General features: G+C 64.0%; 24 protein-coding genes. 13 read left to right on the top strand and 11 right to left on the bottom strand.

Translation table 11 applies throughout. The features are described 5' to 3' along the window. Positions 1–33: 33 nt before the first annotated feature. On the bottom strand, positions 34–411 hold the full coding sequence (gene rplT / locus AAC645_RS14005; protein ID WP_340316863.1) for a 50S ribosomal protein L20: 378 nt from the start codon (positions 409–411) through the stop codon (positions 34–36). A gap of 13 nt (positions 412–424) precedes the next feature. Continuing rightward, a complete protein-coding gene (gene rpmI / locus AAC645_RS14000) occupies positions 425–628 on the bottom strand; it encodes a 50S ribosomal protein L35 (RefSeq protein ID WP_340316862.1) in 204 nt (67 codons plus the stop codon). Positions 629–783: 155 nt separating this feature from the next. Here rpmI and AAC645_RS13995 point away from each other — a divergent pair, with 155 nt between their 5' ends. After that, on the top strand, positions 784–2,916 hold the full coding sequence (locus tag AAC645_RS13995) for an AsmA family protein (protein ID WP_340316861.1): 2,133 nt from the start codon (positions 784–786) through the stop codon (positions 2,914–2,916). A 28-nt stretch (positions 2,917–2,944) separates the two neighbouring features. On the opposite strand, the gene AAC645_RS13990 is transcribed toward AAC645_RS13995, so the two are convergent. The 5 genes from AAC645_RS13990 to AAC645_RS13970 form a co-directional block, all read right to left on the bottom strand. Continuing rightward, positions 2,945–4,063, bottom strand: coding sequence for an alkene reductase (locus AAC645_RS13990; RefSeq protein ID WP_340316860.1), 1,119 nt, complete (start codon positions 4,061–4,063; stop codon positions 2,945–2,947). Between the two features lie 99 nt (positions 4,064–4,162). Next, the gene (locus AAC645_RS13985) at positions 4,163–5,035 is read right to left on the bottom strand and encodes a sugar phosphate isomerase/epimerase family protein (RefSeq protein WP_340316859.1); all 873 of its coding nucleotides are present in this window, start codon (positions 5,033–5,035) and stop codon (positions 4,163–4,165) included. Then, on the bottom strand, positions 5,032–5,577 hold the full coding sequence (locus tag AAC645_RS13980) for a VOC family protein (RefSeq protein WP_340316858.1): 546 nt from the start codon (positions 5,575–5,577) through the stop codon (positions 5,032–5,034). The genes AAC645_RS13985 and AAC645_RS13980 overlap by 4 nt, the downstream gene beginning before the upstream one ends. A gap of 15 nt (positions 5,578–5,592) precedes the next feature. Next, positions 5,593–6,132 carry a VOC family protein gene (locus tag AAC645_RS13975; protein WP_340316857.1) on the bottom strand — a complete coding sequence of 180 codons (540 nt, stop codon included), beginning with the start codon at positions 6,130–6,132 and terminating at the stop codon, positions 5,593–5,595. A gap of 23 nt (positions 6,133–6,155) precedes the next feature. After that, positions 6,156–6,689 carry a VOC family protein gene (locus AAC645_RS13970; RefSeq protein ID WP_340316856.1) on the bottom strand — a complete coding sequence of 178 codons (534 nt, stop codon included), beginning with the start codon at positions 6,687–6,689 and terminating at the stop codon, positions 6,156–6,158. Positions 6,690–6,878: 189 nt separating this feature from the next. On the opposite strand from AAC645_RS13970, the gene AAC645_RS13965 reads away from it, so the two are divergent. The 3 genes from AAC645_RS13965 to AAC645_RS13955 all read left to right on the top strand — a co-directional run bounded on the left by AAC645_RS13965 (position 6,879) and on the right by AAC645_RS13955 (position 8,853). Continuing rightward, the gene (locus tag AAC645_RS13965; protein WP_340316855.1) at positions 6,879–7,679 is read left to right on the top strand and encodes an SDR family oxidoreductase; all 801 of its coding nucleotides are present in this window, start codon (positions 6,879–6,881) and stop codon (positions 7,677–7,679) included. Positions 7,680–7,692: 13 nt separating this feature from the next. Further along, positions 7,693–8,193: a nuclear transport factor 2 family protein gene (locus AAC645_RS13960; RefSeq protein WP_340316853.1), complete on the top strand. Its 501-nt coding sequence runs from the start codon at positions 7,693–7,695 to the stop codon at positions 8,191–8,193. A 222-nt stretch (positions 8,194–8,415) separates the two neighbouring features. Then, positions 8,416–8,853 carry a MarR family winged helix-turn-helix transcriptional regulator gene (locus tag AAC645_RS13955; protein ID WP_340316851.1) on the top strand — a complete coding sequence of 146 codons (438 nt, stop codon included), beginning with the start codon at positions 8,416–8,418 and terminating at the stop codon, positions 8,851–8,853. On the opposite strand, the gene AAC645_RS13950 is transcribed toward AAC645_RS13955, so the two are convergent. Together AAC645_RS13950 and AAC645_RS13945 are read right to left on the bottom strand one after the other, a co-directional pair. Continuing rightward, positions 8,835–9,023 (bottom strand): hypothetical protein, encoded by a 189-nt coding sequence (locus tag AAC645_RS13950; RefSeq protein WP_340316849.1) that lies wholly within the window; start codon positions 9,021–9,023, stop codon positions 8,835–8,837. The genes AAC645_RS13955 and AAC645_RS13950 overlap by 19 nt on opposite strands. A 3-nt stretch (positions 9,024–9,026) precedes the next feature. After that, a complete protein-coding gene (locus AAC645_RS13945) occupies positions 9,027–11,252 on the bottom strand; it encodes a molybdopterin-containing oxidoreductase family protein (RefSeq protein WP_340316848.1) in 2,226 nt (741 codons plus the stop codon). Positions 11,253–11,440: 188 nt separating this feature from the next. On the opposite strand from AAC645_RS13945, the gene AAC645_RS13940 reads away from it, so the two are divergent. Beyond that, complete coding sequence (locus AAC645_RS13940; RefSeq protein ID WP_340316847.1) at positions 11,441–12,880, top strand: FAD-dependent oxidoreductase; 1,440 nt, start codon at positions 11,441–11,443, stop codon at positions 12,878–12,880. Beyond that, positions 12,877–13,554: a glutathione S-transferase N-terminal domain-containing protein gene (locus AAC645_RS13935; RefSeq protein ID WP_340316846.1), complete on the top strand. Its 678-nt coding sequence runs from the start codon at positions 12,877–12,879 to the stop codon at positions 13,552–13,554. The genes AAC645_RS13940 and AAC645_RS13935 overlap by 4 nt, the downstream gene beginning before the upstream one ends. 12 nt (positions 13,555–13,566) lie before the next feature. Here the strand turns inward: AAC645_RS13935 and AAC645_RS13930 are convergent, their stop codons facing one another. Continuing rightward, positions 13,567–14,772, bottom strand: coding sequence for a phosphotransferase (locus AAC645_RS13930; protein ID WP_340316844.1), 1,206 nt, complete (start codon positions 14,770–14,772; stop codon positions 13,567–13,569). 289 nt (positions 14,773–15,061) lie between these two features. Here AAC645_RS13930 and AAC645_RS13925 point away from each other — a divergent pair, with 289 nt between their 5' ends. The 7 genes from AAC645_RS13925 to AAC645_RS13895 all read left to right on the top strand — a co-directional run bounded on the left by AAC645_RS13925 (position 15,062) and on the right by AAC645_RS13895 (position 23,258). Further along, positions 15,062–17,494: a TonB-dependent receptor gene (locus AAC645_RS13925; RefSeq protein WP_340316843.1), complete on the top strand. Its 2,433-nt coding sequence runs from the start codon at positions 15,062–15,064 to the stop codon at positions 17,492–17,494. Between the two features lie 108 nt (positions 17,495–17,602). Beyond that, complete coding sequence (locus AAC645_RS13920) at positions 17,603–18,202, top strand: MarR family winged helix-turn-helix transcriptional regulator (protein WP_340316842.1); 600 nt, start codon at positions 17,603–17,605, stop codon at positions 18,200–18,202. Beyond that, on the top strand, positions 18,199–18,489 hold the full coding sequence (locus AAC645_RS13915; RefSeq protein WP_340316841.1) for a YciI family protein: 291 nt from the start codon (positions 18,199–18,201) through the stop codon (positions 18,487–18,489). The genes AAC645_RS13920 and AAC645_RS13915 overlap by 4 nt, the downstream gene beginning before the upstream one ends. 120 nt (positions 18,490–18,609) lie before the next feature. Further along, complete coding sequence (locus AAC645_RS13910; protein WP_340316840.1) at positions 18,610–19,866, top strand: cytochrome P450; 1,257 nt, start codon at positions 18,610–18,612, stop codon at positions 19,864–19,866. A gap of 46 nt (positions 19,867–19,912) precedes the next feature. After that, positions 19,913–21,475, top strand: coding sequence for an AMP-binding protein (locus AAC645_RS13905; RefSeq protein ID WP_340316839.1), 1,563 nt, complete (start codon positions 19,913–19,915; stop codon positions 21,473–21,475). Continuing rightward, positions 21,472–23,100: a long-chain-fatty-acid--CoA ligase gene (locus AAC645_RS13900; RefSeq protein WP_340316838.1), complete on the top strand. Its 1,629-nt coding sequence runs from the start codon at positions 21,472–21,474 to the stop codon at positions 23,098–23,100. Before AAC645_RS13905 ends, AAC645_RS13900 begins: the two co-directional genes overlap by 4 nt. Beyond that, positions 23,097–23,258, top strand: coding sequence for a hypothetical protein (locus AAC645_RS13895; protein ID WP_340316837.1), 162 nt, complete (start codon positions 23,097–23,099; stop codon positions 23,256–23,258). Before AAC645_RS13900 ends, AAC645_RS13895 begins: the two co-directional genes overlap by 4 nt. On the opposite strand, the gene AAC645_RS13890 is transcribed toward AAC645_RS13895, so the two are convergent. Next, positions 23,242–24,513: a cytochrome P450 gene (locus tag AAC645_RS13890; RefSeq protein ID WP_340316836.1), complete on the bottom strand. Its 1,272-nt coding sequence runs from the start codon at positions 24,511–24,513 to the stop codon at positions 23,242–23,244. The genes AAC645_RS13895 and AAC645_RS13890 overlap by 17 nt on opposite strands. Positions 24,514–24,615 lie beyond the last annotated feature (102 nt).

The raw sequence follows: 24,615 nt of genomic DNA, 5'->3' as shown, positions 1-24,615 counted from the left end.
CCACCGCGCCCTCCCTGATCTTGTCCGTAAGACTTACGCCGCGATGCGGGCGTCTTCGGGCAGGGCGGCCTTGGCCTGGGCGATGATGACCGAGAAGGTCTCGCCCTCGTGCATTGCCATGTCGGCGAGGACCTTCCGGTCGAGTTCGACGCCGGCCAGCTTCAGGCCATGCATGAACACGCCATAGGTCAGGCCTTCGGCGCGCACCGCGGCGTTGATGCGCTGGATCCACAGGGCGCGGAACGAGCGCTTCTTAACCTTGCGGTCGCGATAGGCATATTGCCCGGCCTTCTCGACCGCCTGCTTGGCGATACGGATGGTATTCTTGCGGCGGCCATAATAGCCCTTCGCCTGCTCAAGTACGCGCTTGTGCTTGGCGTGGGTGGTCGTACCGCGTTTGACGCGTGCCATTTAGCGGCCCTCCTTAGTTCAGGCCGTACGGCGCCCACAGCTTCACACGGGCCGTATCGGCCTCGGCGAGAACAGTGGTGCCGCGATTCTGGCGGATGTATTTTGCGTTGTGGCTGATCAGCCGGTGGCGCTTGCCGGCGACGCCGTGCTTCAGCTTGCCGGTTGCCGTGAGCTTGAAGCGTTTCTTGACGCCGCTCTTGGTCTTGAGTTTGGGCATTTTCGTCTCCTGCTATGCGACGGTTGCAGACAGCCACGGCAGCCCATACAGCCGGGCGGTCCATCAAATCGCGGAAGCGCGGGCCTATAAGGGCCTTGGGCATGCTTTGCAACACCCGCGGAACCAGCGTGGCCGGTGAGGGGTTTCAACAGGTCATGGTCGTCGAACCCCATCCTCCGATCGAGGTTCCCGCGAACGGCTCGGAGCCTCAACCGCCGCCGGCGAAGCGCCGGCACGACCCGGCGAACCTTACGCTTGCGATCGGGTTCGGGATCGTCGCGACGATCGTCGGCCTGATCGTCCTTGTCTGGTTCATCCTGTTCGTGACGAAGGGCCGCTTCCTCAAGCCGACCTTCGAGTCGATCGCCAGCCGGATGACCGAGCGGCAGGTCAAGGTCGCAGGCGACTTCCAGTTCTACTTCGACATCGTCGACGCGCGGTTCATGGCCGATGGCCTCACCATATCCAATCCCCAATGGGCCAGCCGCCCCAACTTCTTCGAGGCAAAGCATATCGCGGCACGGATCGACACCATCCCGACGCTGTTCGGCAAGCGCCAGGCCGAGTGGCTGGTGCTCGACGGCGGCAAGGTCGATGCCGAATGGGACAAGCAGCGGCACAACACATGGACCTTCGGCGACCCCAACGCGAAGGGCGCACCCTTCCAGTGGCCGGTGATCGGCCGGGCAGATATCACCGCCACCCAAGTGCGCTACATCGATCCGCAGCTGTTCCTGCGTACCGACATAAAGGTCGGCGATATCGCCGCCGGCGGCCGGCGCATAGAGGGGCACGTGCCCTTCACCGGTACCGGCACGCTGCGCGACAAGCCCTTCACCATGGATGGCGCGCTGCTGTCGCCCAATTCCACGGTGAAGTTCGGCCGCACCAATTTCGAGATGCACGCCAAGTCGGGCGGTACCTATCTCGACCTCAGCGGCACCTTGCCGGCTGCAACCCAGATCGAGGGATCGGACCTCGCCCTAAAGGTGCGCGGCCCGAACATTCGCCAGCTGTTCGACTTCCTCGGCGTCGCCGCACCCGACACGCGCGCCTATTGGTTCACCTCGAAACTGACAAAAGCCGACGGCGCTTGGCGTTTCACCCGGCTCAACGGACGCTATGGTGCAAGCGACCTACACGGACGGATGACGATAAGCTTCCCCAGGGAGCGGCTGTTCATCGACGCCGCGCTGAATTCTAACCTCGTCGACATCATCGATGTCGGCCCGTTCATCGGCTACGCACCCCAGGCGCTGGCGACGCAGGGCGCGCAGGCCGCGGTCGCGCAGACCGGCGGCACGCCCCGCATCCTGCCCGACGCGCCGTTGCGCATCGAGTCGATCAAGACCTATGACGCGCGGATCCTCTACAAGGTGAAGGATTTCCGGAACCCGAAATTCCCGATCTCGAACGTCGACCTTACCTTCGGCCTCGATCACAGCCTGATGAAGCTGTCGCCGCTGACGCTCGATATCGCCGGCGGTCACCTCGCCTCCGATATCAGCATCGACGCCCGGGTTCCTGCGGTGGTCACCGATTACGACATTCGCCTGTCGCCCACGCCGATGGGGAGACTGTTCGCCGAATTCGGGGTCAACCAGGCGGGCACTACGGGCACGGTGAAGGCCCGCATCAAGATGAAGGGCACCGGCGACACCCTGCACGACTCGCTCGCCACATCGAACGGCCGGATCGCGATCATCCTGCCCAAGGGCACCTTCTGGACGCAATATATCCAGCTGTCCGAGTTCGACCTCGGCGTGTTCCTGCAGAAATTGATGCAGGACAAGCTCAAGAAGCCGGTCGAGATCAACTGCGGCCTGATCGGCTTCACGGTGCGCGACGGTGTCGCCGCCGCCGACCCGATCCTGATCGATACCGACAAGAATGTGATGACCGCCAAAGGCGGATTCAGCTTCAAGGACGAATCGCTGGATCTCGCCTTCCGCGCCGACGGCAAGAAGTTCAGCCTGTTTTCCGGCCAATCGCCGGTGGGCATCAAGGGCTATTTTGCGAAGCCAGGCATCAACATCCTGAGCCCGCAACTGCTGGCCCGCGGCGGAGCTGGCTTGGCGCTTGGGATCGTCGCAACTCCGCTTGCCTCGGTGCTCGCCTTCATCGACATCGGCGATGCCAAGTCGGCAGCGTGCGGCCCGGTCCTCGCTGGCGCCCAGGCAAGCGCCATGCGCACCAAGGGCGGCAAGCCGCGCAAGGATGTCGGCAATGTGCGCGAGAGCCGGCAGAAGGCGGCTGATCGCAAGCAGCCTTCGGCTAACGGGCTATAAAGCGCAGCTCGCCCGGCCCGGCGGGCAATCAGCCCGCCATCTCGGCGTAGGTTGGGTAATCGGTATAACCTCTCGCCTCACCGACATAAGCGAAGTCGAAGTTCGCCTCGCTCAGCGGCAGACCATCGCGCAGGCGGGTGACGAGGTCGGGATTGGCGATGAACGGGCGACCGAACGAAATCGCATCCGCCTTGCCGCTTTCAAGATAGGCGGCGGCGCTGTCTCCGCCGAACCCGCCATTCTGGATCAGGGTGCCGTGGAATACCGCACGGAGCCGGTCGATGACCGGCTGCTCGGGAACCTCCGTGAAGCCGGGAACGATGGCCTCGATCAGGTGGATGTAGGCAAGGCCGTGATCCTGGGCGAGCGCGCCTATTGTGTCGGTAAGTTCGCCGGGGTTCACATCTCCCATCCCCTTGCGCTCGCTGGTTGGGCTGACCCGCAGCCCGACCCGGCCCGGCGCGACATGGCGAAGGACGGCCTCGATGCATTCGTCCAGGAAGCGGACGCGATTCGCAGCGCTTCCGCCATAAAGGTCGATGCGCCGGTTGGTCTTCGACTGCAGGAACTGGTCGATGATATAGCCGTTCGCGCCATGGATCTCGACCCCGTCGAAGCCCGCGGCCATCGCGTTGCGGGCGCCGTCCCCATAAGCCGCGACGACATCGTCGATATCGCCCTGGGTCATCTCGCGCGGGATCACATATGGCTTCATCGGCAGGAACAGGCTGATGTCGCCCGGCGCGCGCGGCGCGAATGTTTCGCCCTCGCCCGCGATCGGCGACGGGCCGATCGGCAGCTCACCACCCAGATAGTCCGGAAGCACCAGACGCCCCATATGCCAGAGCTGCGCATAGATCCGGCCTCCCGCAGCATGCACCGCGTCGGTGACCAGCCGCCACCCGGCGACCATGTCGTCGGACCAGATACCCGGCGCACGATACCAGCCCATGCCGCCACGATGCACCGCAGTCGCCTCCGAGACGATAAGCCCCGCATCAGCGCGCTGCGCATAATATTCGGCCTGGAGCGTACCCGGCACATGCCGCTCGTCGGCGCGGGCACGGGTAAGCGGCGCCATGACGATCCGGTTCGGGATAGCGAGCGTGCCGATGGTGGTGGGGCGAAACAGGGCGTCGCGCGACATGAGGAATTCTCCAGAGAAATAGGATGTCAGACTACCATTTCCGATACCCTTTTTCTGGTTGGGCATCCGGCGTCAACCCGCACTTCCTCTGCGGCTATGCTATTGCGTCGGCGCGAGGCTTCGTTCGATCTGAGTCCTGGCCGCCGCGAAGGACCGGCGGGCGGCTTCCTCCGGCTCCAGCGCGCGCATCTCGTTGGACAGGATTTCCACGCCCATGCCGCCGCCATAGCCCGTCGCCGCGAGGGCGGAGAGGAAGCCGGGGATGTCGAAGTCGCCGTCTCCCGGCAATCTCCGATCGTCGAGCTGTGCGCTGATGATCGAGCCGCCATCGGCCACTCGGCCATCGTCGAGTTCGACCCAGCCGATCATGCCCTGCATCGCCGAGAGCCCTGAATAAGGCACGCCGCCACGCTGAAAATGCCAGATGTCGGCACACAACCCGGCGCCATGCGCGGCGCTGTCACCGAGCACGAAGCGCGCCGTCTCCAGATCGGCGATGTCCGATATTCCCACCATCTCCAGCGTCGCGCGTGTTCCCGCGCTCGCGGCTTCGGTGCAAAAACGCGCAAATGCATCACGCATCTCGGCGGGTGTAACGCTGCGGCCGACGATGTTGCCGGTAAGCTTGATGTGGCTCACGCCAATCCGCTCGGCCGCCTCGAACATGGCGCGACGCACGGCATCGCTGGCGTCACGGGCCGGCCCGCGGGCATACCAGTCGCCCAGTCCCTCCAGCTCGAAATAGTCCAGCCCATTGTCGGCGAGCATCGCCTTTATCCCGGCATGGCCATGCCGCGCGACCGAAGCGGCGAGATCGACGGCGTTGAGCCCGATCCCCCGATAGCCGGCGCGCGCCGCCGCCTCGATCCGGGCGCGCAGATCATGGGGGCTGGGGCCCATCGACTCGAACGGGCGGACGCCCGCCAGCGTGAAGAACGCCGCTACGAGCGGCGGCATCGCCCGCGCAGTCAATTTGCGATTGCCTGCGCGACGAGCTCGGCCGCGTCGATGAACAGCGTCTTGCCGTCCCAGTCGGCTCCGGCCTGCCGCACCATATCGAACATCCCGGCGCTCAACGGGCTGAGCTGCGCGATTTCTAGGATCACCGACTGGTCGCCGGTCATATCATAATAGCCCAGCGTACCGCCGCCGATGGTGCCACCCTGCAGCCGCTTCGCGCCGCGCGCCTCCGCCTCGGCTACAGTGGCGACGAAATCGTCGGTGAAGACGCAGATATGCTGCACGCCACTGCGCCCCTCCGCCAGCCAGTCCGCAAAGATCGACGGCCCCTTCGGCTCGATCAGCTCGACGTTCAACCCGCCCGAATAGGCGATCGCGGCGGAATAGGTGATCGGCCGCTCCTCTCCGAGATAATCCGACGTTTCGAATTCGAGATCGCGCAGCGCCAGGAACGGGCCCACGCCCATGACCTCGGCCCACCACTTTGCAGCCTCATCGATGCTGGGGACGACATAGGCGATCTGGTTGATCGCGCCGGCTTTGGGCAGTCTCACTGGCTTCTCTCCTGATCAGACGAGCGCAAAATCGCGCACTGGATCGCTGCCGTCGAAGTTCATCGCGGCGTTCTGGACACGATGATAGACGCCGAGCAGCGGTGGCGAAGGCTCATATAGCTCCACGAAATGGCCGAACCGCTCGACAGCATCCATCATTGCGAAGCCTGCACCGGGCGCGACTTCGCCATAAAAGGCTTCGGCGAAGCCAGCTGCCTCGAACCGTTTCATCGCCTCGGCAAGATTATCCACGATGAGGGCGATGTGATGGAAGCCGGTGCGGCCATCCGGGTATAAATCGCTGAACACCGACGGCTCCCGGCTATGCACCTGAACCATCTCCACCATCACATCGCCCCATTGACCATAGGCGCTGCTATGATCGAACACGCCCGGCTGCCCGCGATAGCGCGCAAGGATCATCGGGATATGCTCGGCGACATAATAAGGACCAGAGCCGAATGTCTCGGCATGCGCGCGTGCCGCTGCGCGCGCATCCGGAACGTAGAATGCGATCTGACGGACGGGGTAGCGCATAAACGTCTTGCCGATCATCGACTGTCCTTTGCTGCGGTGAATCATGGGTTGAGAATTACGGGGTCGCCCGCGCGCCACAGCGCATGCGCCCGCCGCCAGTCGGCAAAGGCGTCGAGCAGCGGCCGGGGATTGGAATGGATTTCCGTGAACACGCCTGTTGCCGGCCTCGTATCGACATAGGCGCCCTCGGCGCCATCGACCTCGAACTGCATGGCGACATCGAAGCCCATGTCGACGAGTCGCGCCACTTCGCCGGCGAAGTCGCCGGTCAGGTGGGCAACGTGGTGAAATCCTTGCTCGCCAGATTGATACATGTCTCGATAGACAGAGGGCGCATCGTTATGCTGGGTCGTGAACTGGATCATCAGATCACCGAGATAGCCGAGCGCATAAGAGAAATCCGGACCCTTCGCGGGATCGACCGGCGTACCGCGATACCATAGCCGCTCCATCCGATAGTGCGGCAGGATGACGAACGGCCCCGCACCGAACAGGCTATTCCAGCGCATGACCGCCTGCCCGACATCGTCGACATAATAAGCCGTCTGGAACAGCATGCGGGTGTCAGCGATCAATCGCGCTCTCCTCGTCCGCCAGCTTATATAAGCCGGGCAGTACATTTCTTATGCTAGCACAACAATCAGCTGTGTCGCGCGAAAAAAAGGTCGCCAGTGAACGATCATTGACGCCGCCCTGCCAAAGACCTTATGCATGGATAAGATTCACCGCATGTCGATATGCGGTTCTGGCATAGGGAGAGGAAGATGGGCGCACTCGACGGAAAGGTCGCGGTGGTGCTTGGCGCCGCCGGCGCTGGCAATATGGGTCAGGTGATCGCTCGACGATTTGCGGCCGAGGGCGCCAATGTCGTCGCCGCCGGACGCGGCGTCGATCGTTTCCGGGCGTTCGCCGATGAGATTGGCGGCCAGGCTATCGAGTGCGATATCACCAGCCGCGATCAGGTGTTCGCGCTCGTCGATGCCGCAAAGAAAATCTATGGCAAGGTGGATATCGGCCTGAATGCGACCGGCTGGGGACTGCTCAAGCCCCTGCACGAGACCACCGAGGCCGATCTCGACCGGATGGTCGCGATCCAGTTCAAGGGCCCGTACTTCTTCTTCCAGGCGCTGATTGGCGCCATGGGCCAGGGCGGCTCGATCATCCAGATCTCGTCGGCCACGGCGACGATCATGCTGGAGGCACATTCGGCCTATATGGGCACCAAGGCCGGGATCGACCATGTGATCCGCACCATCGCCAACGAATATGGCAGCAAGGGCATCCGGGCCAACTCGATCTCACCGGGCGTGACGGCGACGCCGATGGCCGGCGATTCGCTCTCCTATCCAGCCGTTCTCGAGGCCTTCACCAAGGAATATCCGCTCGGCCGCATCGGCACGGCCGAGGACATCGCCCACGCCGCCGTCTGGCTGGCGCGCGACGAATGCTTCATGAGCGGCGAGAACCTGCAGGTGAACGGAGGCCTTACCCTGCGGCGGAACCCAACCGGTGCCGAACTCTTCTCGGTGATGCCGCCTGAGGCCATCGCCCACCTGACCTCGTGAGTGGAGCAGCCCTTTGATCGAGCCGGAAATGGAGTCGGGGATCCGACGCCTGCTCGCCCATGCCGGCGACTGCGTGTGGCGCAAGGACCTGGAGGGCTATGGCCAATGCTGGGCAAGCGATGGCGCGTGGAAGCTGCTCGGCATGACGGCACACGGCCGCGAGGCGATCAAGGCGATGTGGTGGCAGCAGATGGCGCCGTTCGACCATGTCTGGCACGTCGCCCAGAATGTGAATCTTGCCGCTGATGGCGACGAGGCGATCGCACGCCTGTATCTGGAAGAAACGCTCCAGATCACCGGCGGTGGCGTAGCCGCCGTGCGCGGGATCTATCATGATCGCTACAAGCGCGAGGACGGGCGCTGGGTGTTCGCCCGCCGCCACTTCGATCTCATCTATTCCGGGCCGGCGGACATGAGCGGCCGGTTCTTCCCGGCGATCGACTATGGGCCCGGTCCCGCCGACCCCGATCCTGCGCGGCCGGCCACGCCCAGCGCCGCCGAACTGTTCGGGTGACGCGAAATGCCTCCGCCAGCCAGGGAGGCGCCGCAATATCTCCGTGACGACAGCGCCCGATCTCGCTTAAGAGCGGATCCGGCAAGCGAAACGGGGATGGAATTGGGTCAGGCGAAGTCGGCGAGAGAACCAGCACAGGCGCCGATGCGAGGCCCCGACCTGGTCACGCACAGCATTCCCTATATGGTTCAGGTGGTCGCCCGGCTGCAGACCACCTGTTTCATGGCCGATCTTGTCGGTACTGGCGTCCATCCGGCCGAATCCTACGTGATCCACGAATTGTGGAAGGAGGCGCCGCTCTCGCAGAGCCAGCTTTCGGAGCGGCTTGAAATCGGCAACGCGACCGTCGGGAAGACCATCCAGCGGCTCGAGCGGAACGGCTTCGTCGAACGCGCGCGCGTGACCGACGACCGCCGCCGGATCATGGTGAAGCTGACGGCCAAGGGTGAGGCGGCGCACGCCAGGCTGGGCGAGGCAACCGATTCGCTGATCGCGGATATCGAACAGGTGCTCGGAAAGGACGCCTCCGTCGAGTTCCTCCGATCGCTCGATGCCTTAGCCGGGCATTTTCGCCAGTGCCTGCCCGTCGCGGCTCCGGCGGGCAAGAAGCAGACGCCCCGGTTAACGCCAGCGCGCGGGCGTCAGCAACAGCCGTCATAGTTCACCCAGGCGGCGCTGTTGTCGGGATAGCCGCACTGGCCGCAAGGCGTCAGCACCCCGTCGACGCGGGCCAGCGGCGCGTCGCAGCACGGGCAGCTGACCGTCGCGCTCGCCGGCTTGGCCGGCTCATCCTGCGCATCGAGAATGTCGCGTCTACTGGGCAATGCCATTCTCTACTCCCGCAGCGCCACATCGGCCTTCTCGATGTTGATCGGGATGGCGGACATGCGTGGCATGGCGTTGAGCGTCTCGACATCGCGGTCGCAGGCAATCAGCAGATTGACGTTGGCGGCGCCATCCCACCGGCTCTCGTCCTCGACGGGATCGCCGCCCCAGCCATGCGCCATCGACACGACCCCGGGCCGCATCGAGTCATCGGCCTCGGCGACGGCAAGGATGCTGCCATGATCGGAAGTGATCCGCACGACCGAGCCATTGCCGAGATCGAGCGCGGTGAGGTCGTCCGGATGGAGATAGGCCGCGTTATACGGATTGCGCTCCCGCACGCGACGCAGCTGCGGGCCGTTACTGTTGAAGATGTCGCGCATCCGGCGGCTCGAAAGCAGATGACTGAAGACCTTGCCGTTCGAACGGATCTCCTCGGCTGAAACCGGCAGCGCCAGATAATCGCGAACCTCCTGGGCGACATCGTCCGGCATCAGGTCGAACCGTGCGTCGGCCTCGGGACGGCCGGGTTGGATGAAGCAGGTATCGACGTCCCAGATATGGCCGCTCGGATATTTCTTGACCTCGTCGAGCGAGACGCGCGCGCCGCGCAATCGGATTTCGAGCAGATCGTCGGTACTGGGCGCGTGATCGCTCGGAAGTTCCTGCTTGCCGACATAGTTGATCGAAAAGCCGAGCCGCTTGGCGATCGCCCAGAAGGGATACCAGTCGTCACACAGCTCGGAGCCCGGCGGCGTCTTCAGCAGCGCCGGCGTATATTGAGTCCAATTGTCCGGAAACAACGAGAAACCGGGGATGCTGAGCGGCAGGTCAGCGCGTTCATACTGCATCTTGGGCGGCAGGATGTAATGCGCCCGTTTAGCCGTCGCCGTCATATAGGGCTCGATCGCCACGAGCAGATCGAGCGAACGCAGCGCCTCGGCCATCCGCCTTGTGTCCGGCACCGAATTGGCCGGATTGGCTCCGCTCACGATCAGACACCGCACCTGCCCCTTGCCCGGCGTCAGGATTTCCTCGGGCAGCGTGCCGCTCAGACGCTCGCGAAACAGAGAGCCGACGCCGCGAATGCGGCCGTCGGGTACTGCCTGCCACGAACGCGGCGGTGCTATGACTTCCTCGTGCACCGCATATTCGGGGCTGAGCATGTCGACGGCGATCCGGTCTCCCGCACGGCGATAGCGGCCGCACACCACGTTGAGCGCATCGACCAGGTGCTGCATGACGTTCGAATAAGGCGCCATCGACGGACCGGTGGCCGTGAAGGCCGCGCCGCGCTTGTTGTCGCGTGCGAACATCTCCGCGGCCGCCCTTATCTGGCCGGGCTGCAGGCCGGCGCGCCGCTCGACCAGTTCCTCAGTGAAGGGATCGACCGCGGCGCGGAGCGCCGCCAGCCCGGTGGGAGTCGCGAAACGGTCGGTAAAATCGGTGTCGCTCCAACCCTCGTCCATGACGATCCGGATCAGCGCCGCGGCGATCGCCGCATCCTGGCCGGGAATCGGCTGCAACATCAGCGTGGCGTAGCGGGAGGTTTCGTTGCGCCGCGGATCGACCATGATCAGCTTCAGGCCATCGTTCGATGCCCGCTTCAGCCGCCGAGTCGGATCGGCGGTAATGCAGCCGATGCACGAGTGCGAGAGCAGCGGATTGGTCCCGAAAAACAGCACCACGTCGGACTGGTCGAGCGCCTGCAGCCCGCCCGGCCAGCCGCCCAGCCGCTCGAACGAGATGAGCTTGGCCGACTGGTCGATGGTCAGCGTCGTATAATGCGATCGCGAGCCGATCGATTCCATGAAGCTGTAATGCATGCCGTGCGCCGACGAGCATGGCGTGGAGCCGTTGCCGTTGAACAGCGCGATCGCCTCGCGATCATCCGACTCGTAGAAAGGACGAAGCCGCTCGGCTATTTCATCGAGCGCCTGCTCGAGGCCGATTTCGACGAAGCTGCCATCCTCCTGCCGCTTGAGCGGGCGCAGCAGCCGCGCCGGACCGTGATGTGCCTCTTCCGCCTGCAGTCCCTTGAAGCAGGCATAGCCCTTCGACATCGGCTGCTCGTCGTCGCCGCGAATATGAACGATGCGGTCCTGCGCATCGATCTTCAGCCGCACCCCGCAACCCCCTCCACAAATCCGGCAGAAGGACGTGGCCTCGCGAACCGAATCGGTCCGATCGGCCGAGATCTGCTCCGCCGCTGGTGTGCTGGGATCTTCCAACATGTCCATCTCCAATGGCCCGGACTCGCTTGGCCCGCTCGATCGTAAGGTAGCCTACTTTATTCCAAATACCGAGTCACGAGGTTACATTCATCAACGCATGCATGTTGCGGCAAGCCTTGCGATAGTATGTAAACCAACTATTTTGTCCGGGGACCGCGCATCGCTCGCTGGAAGGTCCGGAGAGGTAAATGGAACGGGATTTCGACGTTATCGTAATTGGCGGCGGCGGCGCCGGCTTGGCCGCCGCCATCGAGGCGGCTGGTTCAGGTGCCAGCGTGATGCTACTCGAGGCCGCCGACAAGCTGGGCGGCGCAACCGCCATCTCGGGCGGCGTCTTCTATGCGGCCAATACCAGCGCGCAGCGGGCAATGGGCATAGAGGGCGACAGCGCCGATGCGATGTTCGAATATGTAATGGCCCTCAATCACTGGGCGCTCCAGCCCGACATCATCCGTCACATCGCCGATGAGAGCGGGCCGACCCTGGAATGGCTGATCGGGCTGGGCGCGAAATTTCCCTTCATCGTACCCTCGGGTGTCGAATCGGTTCCCCGAGGCCATTGCTGCGAAGGCGCCGGATTCGAGCTGGCCAACGCTCTGATCAATGCAGCCGGAGCGGCTGGTGTGCAGACGGCCGTCGGCACAAGGGTCGAACGCCTGCTGCTGGAGAATGGTGCGGTGGTCGGCGTCCACGCGTCCGGAATGGATCTGCGCGCACCGTCGGTGATTATCGCCACTGGCGGAATCGGCAACAATCCGGACCTGCGTGCGCGGCTATTTCCGTCGGCCGCGCAGCACGGCGCCTGGACGTGGACGATCCACGAGGAAGCGCCGACCATCCAGGGCGACGGCATTCTGATGGGCGAAGCAATCGGTGCCGGCGTGGTCGGCATCGACAACGGCTTGCCGCTGCCGACCGCCGGCTTCGGAAAATATGTCGAGGCATTCCTGCCGCCCTGGACCATCGTCGTGAACGAGGCCGGCCGCCGGTTCATGCCCGAGACGGCGTCATTCTCCGTGTGCGGCTATCTGCTCAACGAGCAACCCGGCGCGCATGGCTTCGCGGTGTTCGACGAGCCGACGCTGGCGGAGGCAAGCAACGACGGCAAATATCTCGACCCCTTCGGCACCGGCATGACCACGCCGACTTGGCAGGAGGCGACGATCCGGGAGCAGGTCAAGAACGGCCGCATCAAGACTGCCGACACCATCGCCGGTCTCGCAGCCCAATGCGGCATCGACTTGATCGCTCTGGAGGAAACTATAAGGCGCTACAACGCGGGATGCGCCTTGGGAGGGGACCCCCAGTTCATGAAGAAGTCGCCCAAATATTTTCCCATCGCCGAAGCGCCCTTCTACGCGGTCGAGGTGCGCGCCGCGATCGTCGGCGGCACTGGATCGGGCCTGGATATCGATGTGGAGACCCATGTACTCGACGCGCACGGTCGCGCCATTCCCGGCCTGTTCGCGGCCGGCGAGACGATCGGTGTCGTGCAGGGCAGGCGCGATGCCGGCGGCGGCATGTATATCGGGTCAGCGGTGATCCTCGGCCGGCAGGCCGGTCGGTCGGCGGCCGCCCATGCGGGTGTCGGCATGCAGGGGCCCGCGGCGGAAGGGGCGGCCGCATGATCGATGTCTACGGCCCCGGATCGCCCAATGTCATCAAGGTGCTGCTCGCGCTGGAGGAACTGGACCTTCCGTATCGCCGCGTGGCGCTCGACATCACGAAGGGCGAGCAATTCTCACCGGAGTTCCTGGCGATCAGTCCCAACAACAAGATCCCGGCGATCGTCGACCATGATCCGGCCGATGGCGGCCCGGCCTTGTCTCTCTTCGAATCGGGAGCGATCCTGATCTACCTGGCGGAAAAGACTGGACGGCTGCTGCCGACCGCGCTGCGGCCGCGCAGCACCGTGCTCGCCTGGCTGATGTGGCAGATGTCCGGGCAGGGACCGATGCTGGGCCAGGCCGGGCACTTCCGCAACTATGCCCCCGAACCGATCGAATATGGCATTCGCCGCTATTCGGTCGAGGCAGCGCGCCTCTATCGCGTGCTGGACGGGCGCCTCGAAGGACGCGACTGGATCGCGGATGAATTCTCGATCGCAGACGTCGCCTGCTGGCCGTGGGTGCTGTTCCGGACGCATCACGGTATCGATCTGAACGCTTATCCCAATGTGGCGCGGTGGCATGCCGCGATGGAAGCACGCCCCGCCTTCGCTCGCGCCATGCCCGATTTCGAAGTGGCCGCTCCGATCACGCCAGACGAAGAAACTCGACGCATCCTCTTCAATATCAAGTGAGGATCGAACGGATCAACAGCGCTGAACCAGATCCAACGAGTCGAGATCGTCGATCGCGGCCCCCATACGCTGGATGTTGATCATCGAGATGTCGTCGCGCTGCATGTTCGGCTGCATCTCGCCCGCGCCCAGGGTATAGACCCAGTTGTAGAAGGCGTGGAACATCTGTTGGCGATAGCGCAGCCATTGCGTTTCGAAGCTGGTGTCGTCGGTCGAGCCCTGTTCGCGCAGCGTTTCGGCGTAGAGCCGAACGAGATCGGCTTCCCAGGCGCGGCGATCCTCTGTCGTCAAGGCTGAGCTGAGCGCATAAGCAAGATCGATCGCGCCGTTACCGTAGGACGCGCACTGCCAGTCAGTCAGTCCCATCCTGCCCTCGCCCGACAAATACCAATTGCCTATATGGACGTCGCAATGCGTCAGCGTATTCGGCTGGGCGATGTTTATCTCCAGCGAGCGCATCAGCCCCTGATTCCACATCGCCTCCTTGCGCGAGGAGATCGAGGCCGGAAGGGCCGAGCCGGCGCGATCGATGCCAATGTTGCTCCGGCTCTCGAAATCGATCGCCGCGTTTACATCGAGCTGGAACTGGAGCGTCGATTTGACGAGCGGCATCCGCTTCAGCAGCGGGCTTCCCAGCATCCGGGCGTGCAAGGTCGCGAGCAGCTTCGTCATGTCCTCGGCCTTGGGGCGATCCACGACGAAATAGGGATCTGTGAACTGCGCACCGCGGACAGCCAGATCCTCGAACAGCATCACGGAACGGAAGCTGTCCGGATCAGCCGCGGCATAGATGGCGACCGGTGCCTCGATCGGCAGTTCCGGGCGAACGTTGAGATAGAAGTCGCGCTCGTTGAACATCGCGCCGCTCATCCCGCAAACTAGCCGGTTCTGGAGCAGCGGCGTCGCCTTGCCGAACGCATATTCAGGAAGGCCGGCAACACGGCCCGCCTCATTCCATATTATCCGCAGGCCGCGCCGCGATGTCGAGCCGTCGCTGCCGCCGCGGATCTCGACCGCCTCGGCACGTGCGCCTGGATGTGCACCTGCAAGCACGGCCGTTATCCATTCCGGCGTCACCTGGTCGAGATGCGCGGGGATGTCGTCGACGCCGCTGGGCGGTGGCGCGGAGGCTTCTTCCGCGATCCGGCGCTGCAGCCGTGCGATCACAGCGTCGACGCTGTCTTCCGAAGCACGGTCGCGTTCGGCGATTCTCTCCACGCTACTCTCCTGTCTTTTTAAAGGTCCGCTGGCTCTGAAGACCACACTAGTGTGCTGGCTTACCATAATCAGGGCAGCACCGCCAGATCACAGATACGGACGTCGCAGCCGGGCCGACTGCGAGAAAATAGTCACACTCGCCCACAAACCTGATGAGAGCGATTGACGAATAGGACTGCTTACGTATTAGCTGCAGGCGTACTATCTATGCCAGGCTCGATCGGGACCAGGCGGGAACACGAAGATCGCCGACGCGAAAAAGTCGCGCGGAACAGCGAGGAGGATGTCTATGAACACGTACTGCACCGGAGTACCGGCCACATCACGCATTTCGCGCGCGGCCTTGGCGGGCAGCGCCTGCCTGCTTGCGCTGGCGACCGCCCATCCCGCTCTGGCGCAGTCCGAGCAGGCGAACGACAACAGCCTTCAGGACATCGTCGTCACCGCGCAGAAGCGGTCCCAGAATGTTCAGGACACCCCGATTTCGGTGACCGCGATCGGCGGCGCCAAGCTGCAATCCGCCGGCATCACCGAAGTCCAGGAGCTGAATCGCATCGATCCGGCGCTGCAGATCGGCAAGGCGACCGGCGTCGTCACCACCTTCATCCGCGGCATCGGCAATCCCGTTACGACCGCCGGCAATGAGGCGAGCGTTCCGATCTACATCGACGATGTCTATTTCGTTCGCGCAGCCTTCCCCTTCTTCGATCTCGCCAGCATCGATCGGGTCGAGGTGCTGAAGGGCCCGCAGGGAACGCTGTTCGGCCGCAACGCGAGCGGCGGCGTGATCTCGATCTACACGCGCGATCCGGATACCGACAAAGCGGCGCTCGAAGTCCATATGGGCTATGGCAACTATGAGACCATGGATGGCAAGCTCTATGTGAACCTGCCGGTGACCTCCCGCCTGGCGGCGAATTTCTCGCTCAGCTATCATAATCAGGACGAGGGCTGGGGGCGCAACAAGAAGCTGATCGACCGACGGAATCCGTCGCTCGGCTACCAGCCAGGCGGCGAAGATTACTGGAAAGGCCACAGCGTGAGCATGCGTGGCAAGATCCTGTGGGAGCCGACCGATACGACGACCATCAAGCTGATCGGCTATTATCAGGCGTCGCATAGCCAGATCGGCGTTTATTCGCGGCCGTTCCCCGGCACGGCCGGCGGCTCGCCCGATGCGGCCCACAATGGCTTCCCGGCACCGCTCGATGCGCCGACGCCGTCGCAGGCCCTGCCGCCGCTGGGGTTCTACGACGTATCGCTAGCCGAGCAGCAATATGACGATTCCAACGGTGGCGGCGGCTCCGTTCGCATCGATCAGGAACTCGGCTTCGCCGACCTGGTCAGCATCACCGCCTATCGCAAGGCCGACGAACTCTATTATTCAGCGGGTAACTATTCCGACTATAACTGGCTGCGCTACGACCTCAACGTCGTCGACAAGCAGTTCTCGCAGGAACTTCAGCTGAAATCCAAGTCATCCTCGAAGGTCGTGTGGATCCTCGGCGGCTATTATCTGAATGCAGACGGCGGCTTCAATCCCACCACGATCCGCGGCCCCGGCCCGAACCTGGCAAATTTGCAGGGAATCAACATCTACGGCCAGCAGAAGGTCAAATCCTATGCAGCCTTCGGGCAGCTGACCTACCCGATCACCGACACGACCAACATCACCGCCGGCCTGCGCTACAACCATGATGAAGTTTCGGGCAATGGACACACCGATCTCGTATTCCTGCCCGGCATTGCAGGGCCCGGCGCCGTCACCGTTACGGATCAGAAGTTCGACGCGAACAATGCCTGCTCCAACCTGGTCGCCAACCTGTTCTCGGGAGGCCTGGCGCCGATCACTGGCACCTGCAACGCGCCGAACCCGAACTTCCGGAAGAAGATCAACAAGCTCACCTACAAGGCGTCGATCGACCACAAGCTGTCAGATCGCGTGATGGCATATGCCAGCTATAGCCGCGGCTATAAGGCAGGCACGTTCAATACGCTGCCGCTCGACAGCCCGGCGCTTCAGCCGGAGATCGTCGACGCTTACGAAGTCGGCGTGAAGTCGCAGTTTTTCGACAATCGCGTGCGGTTGAACGCCGCCCTGTTCTGGAATGACATCGGCAACCCGCAGGTGCAGGCCCAGCGCAACGGCCTCGTCTTCCTGACCAACGCCGGATCGGCGAGAACGCGCGGCGGCGAGTTCGATATGTCGTTCGCGGCTACGGGCGACCTGACGCTGCGGATCGCCGGGAGCTATCTCGACGCGAAGTTCCGCAGCTTCGCCGATGTCGACGGCAACGGCACCGTGGACTGCCCCACCTACCGATACTCCACGGTCGCACCGGGCAATCTCGATCAGTCGACCACCAGCTGCAACGGCAACCGCATGCCCTACACCTCCAAGTGGAAGTTCAGCGGCGGCGCGAACTACGAACATGACATCAGCGACGCCGGCAAGCTGGCGCTCGACCTCAACGCGAATTGGGCGAGCAGCTTCCCGTGGGATGCCGACAACGTCATCAAGGAGCAGTCGCACTTCCTGCTGGACGGGTCGATCGCATTCACCCCCGCGAGCCTGGAACATCTCACCTTGCGGTTCTGGATGAAGAACATCACCAAGGAAAAGTACAATCTCAACTATTATGCCCAGGCATCGGGCTCGGCCTATTCGACTGCCCCGGGGGCGCCGCGCACCTTCGGCGGAGAGATTATCTTCAATTTCTAATCGAAGGATCGGGCGGAGGCATATGATGCGGATCGCGTATCGTTGGGTGCGGCATTGTTCGTAGCGCTACAATCGAATACAGATCTGCATCTGCAGCGGAGTATCTAGATGACAGCGACTACGGCGCCCACCAAGGCGTCACGAAAGCCGAAGGCAAAACCGCATGAAACCGATGCCGACGGTAATAGGCGGCCTTCCGCGAAGCAGTTCCGCTTCGGCTATCTCGTGCATGACGTGTCTCGCATCCGTCGGTCGGTGATGGATGATGTCATGCGCCCTTATGGCATCACCCGCGCCCAATGGTCGATGTTGAGCACCCTGTCGCGCGGCGGCAATAACGGGATGACCCAGGTCGACATCGCCCGCCTGCTGGAAGTCGGCAAGGTTACGGTCGGCGGGCTGATCGATCGGCTCGAGGCGAGCGGCCACGTCGAACGCCGTGCCGATGCAGAGGATCGCCGCGCCAAGCGCGTCTTCATCACCGAAAAGGGATATGACGTGATCCGGCTGATGGTGACGGTCGCATCCAAGATCAACCGCCGGGTACTGAAAGGCCTGACGCCGATCGAGGTCGAAACGGTCGAGCGCGCCCTGCTTCAGGTGAAGCGCAACCTCAAGGACATCGCGGCCGACGTAGCGGCAGACGGAGGCGTCTCGTCGAAACGCTCCGCTGCCGCGGCCGAACCCGACATCGGCTTCGGCGAATGATGTTCCTGGTGCTCGCGCGCGACCGCCCGGGCGCGCTGGAAGCGCGGTTGCAACACCGACAGCGTCACATCGATTATTGGACCGGCAAGCCTGGGACGGTGAAGGTCGCAGGCGCCATGCTGGCCGGCGACACACCGGAAGGCAGCGCTTTCCTGATCGAGGCTGAGGATGAGGCCGCAGTAAGAGCTCTTATCGCAGCCGACCCCTTCGCGATCGAAGGCATTTTTGCGCCCGAGCCGCAGATACAGGCGATACGGCCGGCGATCGGCGCCTGGCTGCCAGCCTGAGAGGTTTGGCCTTCCGGTTTTGTCGTCCGCCCGCTCATCATTCACAAGCGGCGCCATGGTATGCTGACATCCTTTTTGCTATTTAGCGCTTGAGGGAATCCACGCCCACAGGAGAGAGACATGGACGCACCGACGGTCGCCGATCGCTTCTACGACCATGAGAATCTCGCCGATCCGTTTGCGATGATGGCGGACATGCGCGCCACCGCGCCGGTCGCCCGGACGATCGATCCCGCCGGCCGGGAGATCTTTGTCGTTACCGATCTTGCCCTGATCGAGCAGGTCGCAAAGCGCACCGAGGATTTCTCCAATGCCTTCGGGCACTTGCTGATGGCCGGCAACATGCATCCCGAGGTGATCGAAATCCTCATGCAGGAGCCGCTCGAAGCCACCCTGCTGCTCACCACCGACCATCCCGAACACAAGCGCTATCGCGCCCTCGTCAACGCAGCCTTCGCCACCGGCCGCGTCTCCCATCTGACGTCCGTGATCGAGACGCTGGTCGACCAATTGATCGACGGCTTCATCGAGCGCGGCCGTTGTGATTTCGTCGATGAGTTCGCCGTCCTGCTGCCGACCTATGTGATCGCGGACATCCTCGGGCTGCCGCGCGACATGTATGACAAGGTGAAAATCTGGTCGGACGCGGTCATCGGCATCGTCGGGAGGACCGGCGACAAGGCGGCAGAGATCGAGGCGGCGAAACTGATCGTCGAGCAACGTCGCTACCTGCGCGCCACCGTCGAGGCGCGTCGCGCCGCGCCCGGCGACGATCTGTTGAGCGGACTGGTCGGCGCGCATGTCGACGGCGTGACGCCGCTCACCGACCGGGAAGCGACAGCGCTTGCGGTCGAGACGTCCGTGGCGGGCAACGAGACCACCCGAAACACCCTCATGAGCGGCCTCGTCCAGCTCATTCGCCACCCGGAGCAGATGCAGGCGCTGATCGCGGACCCGACATTGATGGACAATGCCGTGGAAGAAATCCTGCGCTTCGAGACGCCCGCATCCTCGATGTGGCGCATCGCCCACCGCGATGCCGAATTGGGCGGAGTCACGATTCCCGCGGGTGCGACCCTGCTGCTGCGCTACGATGCCGGCAACCGCGATCCGCGCCGTTTCGAAGAGCCCGACCGGTTCGACATCTGGCGGCGCAATGCCCGGACCCACGTCGCATTTGGCCCACCGAGCGTGCATCGCTGCCTGGGCCAGATGCTCGCGCGCAAGGAACTGGTGATTGGCTTCAACCATCTGCTGAAGCGCCTGAAGAACATGCGCATCCTCGATAACAGCCGGACCGATTATCAGCCAAGCCTGATGTTCCACACTATCGGTAGCCTCGACATCGCGTTCGATCCTGCACCTCGAATTCGCTAAGCTGCAGGATGGACGCTGCGCACTACCTCCATAGCGGAGTTCCTCGATGACGGCTGAGCTCGACGCCCTCGGCCGCAATGCGCAGCAAAGACCGCACAAGATTGCCGCACACACGATCGGGGGGACGGTGCTCGATTATGCGACGCTCGACCGGCGCGCGGCATCGTTCGCGGCCTATCTGCAGTCGCTCGGGCTGCAGGTCGGCGATCGCATCGCGACGCTGCTCGGCAATCGGGGGGAGACGCTGGCAGCCTGGTGGGGCGCCCGCCGTGCCGGCCTGTACTTCATCCCCCTGAGCCCCCGCATGCGCGGCGCCGAACTCACCCATATCCTGCACGACAGCGGCGCGTGCGCGGTGATCGCGGACGACGGCGCCCTGCCGGCGGCGATCGAGGTCCGCGCGGCGCTCGGCCGCGATGGCCCGGCACATTGGCTGACGCAGGATCAATCGCTGGATGGTTGGCAAGATCTGGCGTCCGAGGGCGGCGCGGCATCGCCTTCGATGTGGCGCACGCCCAGCCATGTTGGGCGCGAGCTGATTTATTCATCGGGCACCTCGGGCCGGCCCAAGGGCATCCGCCGCGCGCTGGTGCGATGGGAAGACGGCGACCAGCTGCCCGCTCTCGAGCGGCAGATGCGCATGGCGTACGAACTCGACGCCGAAACCATCTACCTTTCGGCATCGCCCGTCTATCACGCCACCGGCCGGTTCCTGACCCGTGTCATCGAGGGGGGCGGAACGACCGTGATCCTGCCGCAGTTCGACCCGGGCTCGGCGCTTCGCGCGTTGCGCGAGCATGGGATCACCCATTCGCAGTGGGTGCCAACGATGTTCAGCCGCCTGCTCGCACTGCCGGAAGAAGACCGCGCGGGCCACGCGGCGCCCGCCCACCGCATCGCCCTGCATGCGGCAGCGCCCTGCCCGCTGCCGATCAAGCGCGCGATGATCGATTGGTGGGGGCACATCCTGATCGAATATTATGGCGGCTCGGAAAATGCCGGCATCACCCTGATCCGGTCCGAGGAATGGCTGCTGCGTCCGGGTTCGGTGGGACGGTCGATCGGCGGCGCGATCCATGTCCTCGATCCCGAGGCGCCTTCGGTCGAACTCACAACCGGCGAGGTCGGCCTCATCACCTTCGAAGGCGGCGTGCCCTTCACCTATCTCGATGGCTCCAGCGGCAGCAGCAGCCTGACGCCGCAAGGCTTCGCGACCTATGGCGATCTCGGCCATGTCGACCAGGACGGCTATCTCTTCCTGAGCGGGCGGCGGAGCGACCTCATCATTCGGGGCGGCGTCAACGTCTATCCGGCAGAGGTCGAGGCGGTGATCGAGGCCCATCCCGCCGTGCGCGAAGCGGCGGTGGTCGGGCGCCAGGACGGCGAATATGGCGAGGCGGTCGTGGCGATCCTGTGCACGGACCTTGGCGGGCTGGCGCGCGACCGGCTGGCCGAGGAACTCGATGCGCAGTGCCGCGCCGCCCTCTCATCGATCAAATGCCCTTCCGAGTTCCGCTTTGTCGCCGCCCTGCCGCGCAACGAAAATGGCAAGATCCTGAAGCGGGTGATCCGGGACGCGATCGAGAGCGGCGAGGAGATCGGCGCATGACCCACGCTGGTCCGGATCCTTTTGCCGATCTTGCGGTGCCGACCCTGCACGCCACGATACGCCACCACGCCCTGACCCGGCCGACCGCGCTGGCACTGCGCTTCGGAGAGCGGCGCCATGACTATGCCGCGCTCGATGCGCTCACCGATCGGGTGGCGGCGAGCCTCGTCCGCGACGGCATCCAGCCGGGAGACCGACTGTTGTTCCTGGGGCGGAACAGCGACGCTATCCCGATCCTTACGCTCGGCGCGAACAAGGCGGGGATAGTTCCGGTGCCGCTCAACTGGCGGCTCGCACCGGCCGAGATTGCGGCACTCGCAGCCGATGCAGGCGCGCGGATGGTGTTCTTCGAGCCCGAGTTCGCCGAGGCCGTCGCTGCGCTCGTGCAATCGAGCCCCGCAATCGTGAGCCGACACGCCGACGACCTGCTCGGTGAGAGTGACTGGCTGTCAGCCAGCGGCACAGGCTTCGACCGGCAGGACGATCCGCGATCGATCGCGATCCAGGTCTATACTTCGGGCACCACCGGGCGTCCGAAGGGGGTGATGCTATCGCACCGCAGCCTGCTCGGTATCAACACGCTCCGCTCCACCCTCTCCTGGGATCGCTGGAACGCCGACGACGTCACGCTGGCCGCCACTCCGCTAGGCCATATCGCCGCCTATGGCATGCTGGCGCGAGCACTCTTCTTCGGCGGCGGCGCCATAATCCACCCGACCTTCACGGTGGACGGGACCCTCGATGCCATCGAAGCAGACGGCGTCAGCAAGCTTGCGCTGGTGCCGACTGCCATCAAGATGATCCTCGATCATCCGCGCGCGCGGTCGATCGACTATAGCCGCATAGATACCATCATCTACGGCTCGGCGCCGATAACGCTGCCGCTGCTGCGCGAAGCGCTCTCGATATTCCGCTGCCGCTTCGCGCAGAGCTACGGCATGAGCGAGACAAGCGGGACGACCGTCGCACTGCCGCCGGAAGATCATGATCCGGCCGGCAATCGCCGCATGACCGGAGCCGGCAAGGCGCTGCCCGCAACGCAGCTGATCGTAACGGATAGCGAAGGGAAGACTCTGCCCGCCGGCGAAGTCGGCGAGATCCGCATCCGCTCGATCGCGAACATGGTCGGCTACTGGAACCAGCCCGAAGAAACCGCGCGGACGCTGTGCCCGGGGAACTGGATCAGGACGGGCGACGCGGGATTCCTGGATGAGGAAGGCTATCTCTTCGTGCGCGGGCGGATCAAGGAGATGATCATCACCGGGGCCGAGAATGTCTACCCCGCCGAGGTGGAGCAGGTCGTCGCCGCCCATCCGGATGTCGCCGAAGTCGCGGTGATCGGATTGCCCGACGCGCATTGGGGCGAGGCAGTGACCGCCGTTATCGTCGTGCGGCCGGGCGCAGCGCACGATGCCGCGGCGATCACGCGATGGGCGCGCAGCAGGCTCGCCGGCTACAAGACCCCTAAAGCAATCCATTTCGTCACCCGCCTTCCACTCAATACACTCGGCAAGGTCGACAAGCGCGCCTTGCGCGAAGCGATGTCATCGGAGAAGTGCCAAACAGCCCCCTCGAGCGCAGGGTTGCAGATTCCCGCCCGCCGATTGACGGACAATCGGACGTGATCGAGATCGACGCTCCTGTCGGGAGTCCTCCCGCCGGTCGCAAGGCGAAGAATGGGAAGAAGAACGCCGCCGAGGCCGGCCGCTCCTCCATGCAGCGCCGCACCCAGCAGGAACGCAGCGCCGAAGCGCGCGGACGGCTGCTCAGCCCGACCGCTTGAAGCGGACCGGCAAGTTGCTCAGGGCATGGAAGCCGAACACCGCGTCGTAATGCACGTCCTCCGCGGGAACGGTCAGCTCAACGCTCTCGAAACTGGTCAGCCAGCTGTCGACCGCCTGACTGAGCTCCGCGCGCGCGAGCGCGCTGCCCGCGCAGTGGTGGACGCCCAGCCCGAAGGTCGAATGCGCGCTCTTGTTCTTGCGGTCGAGATCGAAGGTCATGGGATCGGGGAAGACACGCTCGTCCAGGCTGCCGGCCGCCCACATCACGAAGATGCATGATCCCTTCGGGATGTGTACGCCGCCGAGTTCGACGTCCTCGAGCACGGTGCGCGGGGTGGTGACCGCGGGCCCGTCGCGCCGCAGCACCTCCTCGATAAAGGCCGCGATCTTCGTTCTATCGTCGCGCAGCCGCGCCCACAGGGCCGGATCGCGGGCGAGCGTGAACATCGCCGAAGACAGCGCATTCCGCGTCGTCTCGTTGCCGGCGATCACCGAAGTGTGGACCATCGACAACGCCTCATCCATCGTGGTCGGGCGGCCATCCTGATAGGTCGCGTTGGCAATCGCGCTCATCAGGTTGCGCGCCGGGCAGACCTGATAGCCCTCGAGCTTCTCGCGCAGTTTGCCATAGCCTTCGACCACCGTCTCCATCGCGATCTTAGCACGCTCGATCGGGTGGGCAGGGTCTACGAGATGGGTGAACTCGTCCGAGTAGAAGCGGTAATAATCCGCCTCGTCGTAAGGGACGCCAAGGATCAGGCATATCACGTGAAGCGTCAGCGGAACGGAAAAAGCCTCGACGAAGTTGACCTCCTCACCGTCCGGAATTGCCGCCAGCAGGCGCTGGATGATCGCGTCAATCTCGGGCCGCCATTCCTTGACCCGGCCCGGGCCCAGCGCGTCGGTCAACACCTTGCGGTACATCTGCGACTCGGGCGGATCGGTTGTCTGCACCGTATAGACAACCTTCTGGCCGGTCTTGTCGAAGATCTCCTGGAGCGCGGGCTCGAACTCGCCCCAGCGCCATACGGTCGGCAGCGGCGCGTTGGAAAACAGGTCGGTCCGCTTGGCGATGAAGTCGATCTCCTCGCGGCGGGTCGCCAGGTACACCGGATGCGGCGCATCGGGCATGTTGACACGGTAGATCGGCGCCTCGCGCTGCAGCATCGCCCAGCTGGCATGGGGACATGCCATGATCTCCGGATCGAACGGGCTGTAGCGTTCCAGCGTCAGCGAATCGGCACCGTCGGCCATGTTGCTATCCTCATCCGTGTGTCGTTGCGGCATCCCGCTTTCATTGGTACGTCAGCATACCTATTTTGCAGAACAGCCGCAACCCATTGAGGAATAGCGGGC

Source organism: Rhizorhabdus argentea (assembly GCF_037861105.1).
Taxonomy (GTDB): domain Bacteria; phylum Pseudomonadota; class Alphaproteobacteria; order Sphingomonadales; family Sphingomonadaceae; genus Rhizorhabdus; species Rhizorhabdus argentea.
Note: the sequence above shows the minus strand (reverse complement) of the source record. Positions and strands in the feature narration are given on the sequence as shown.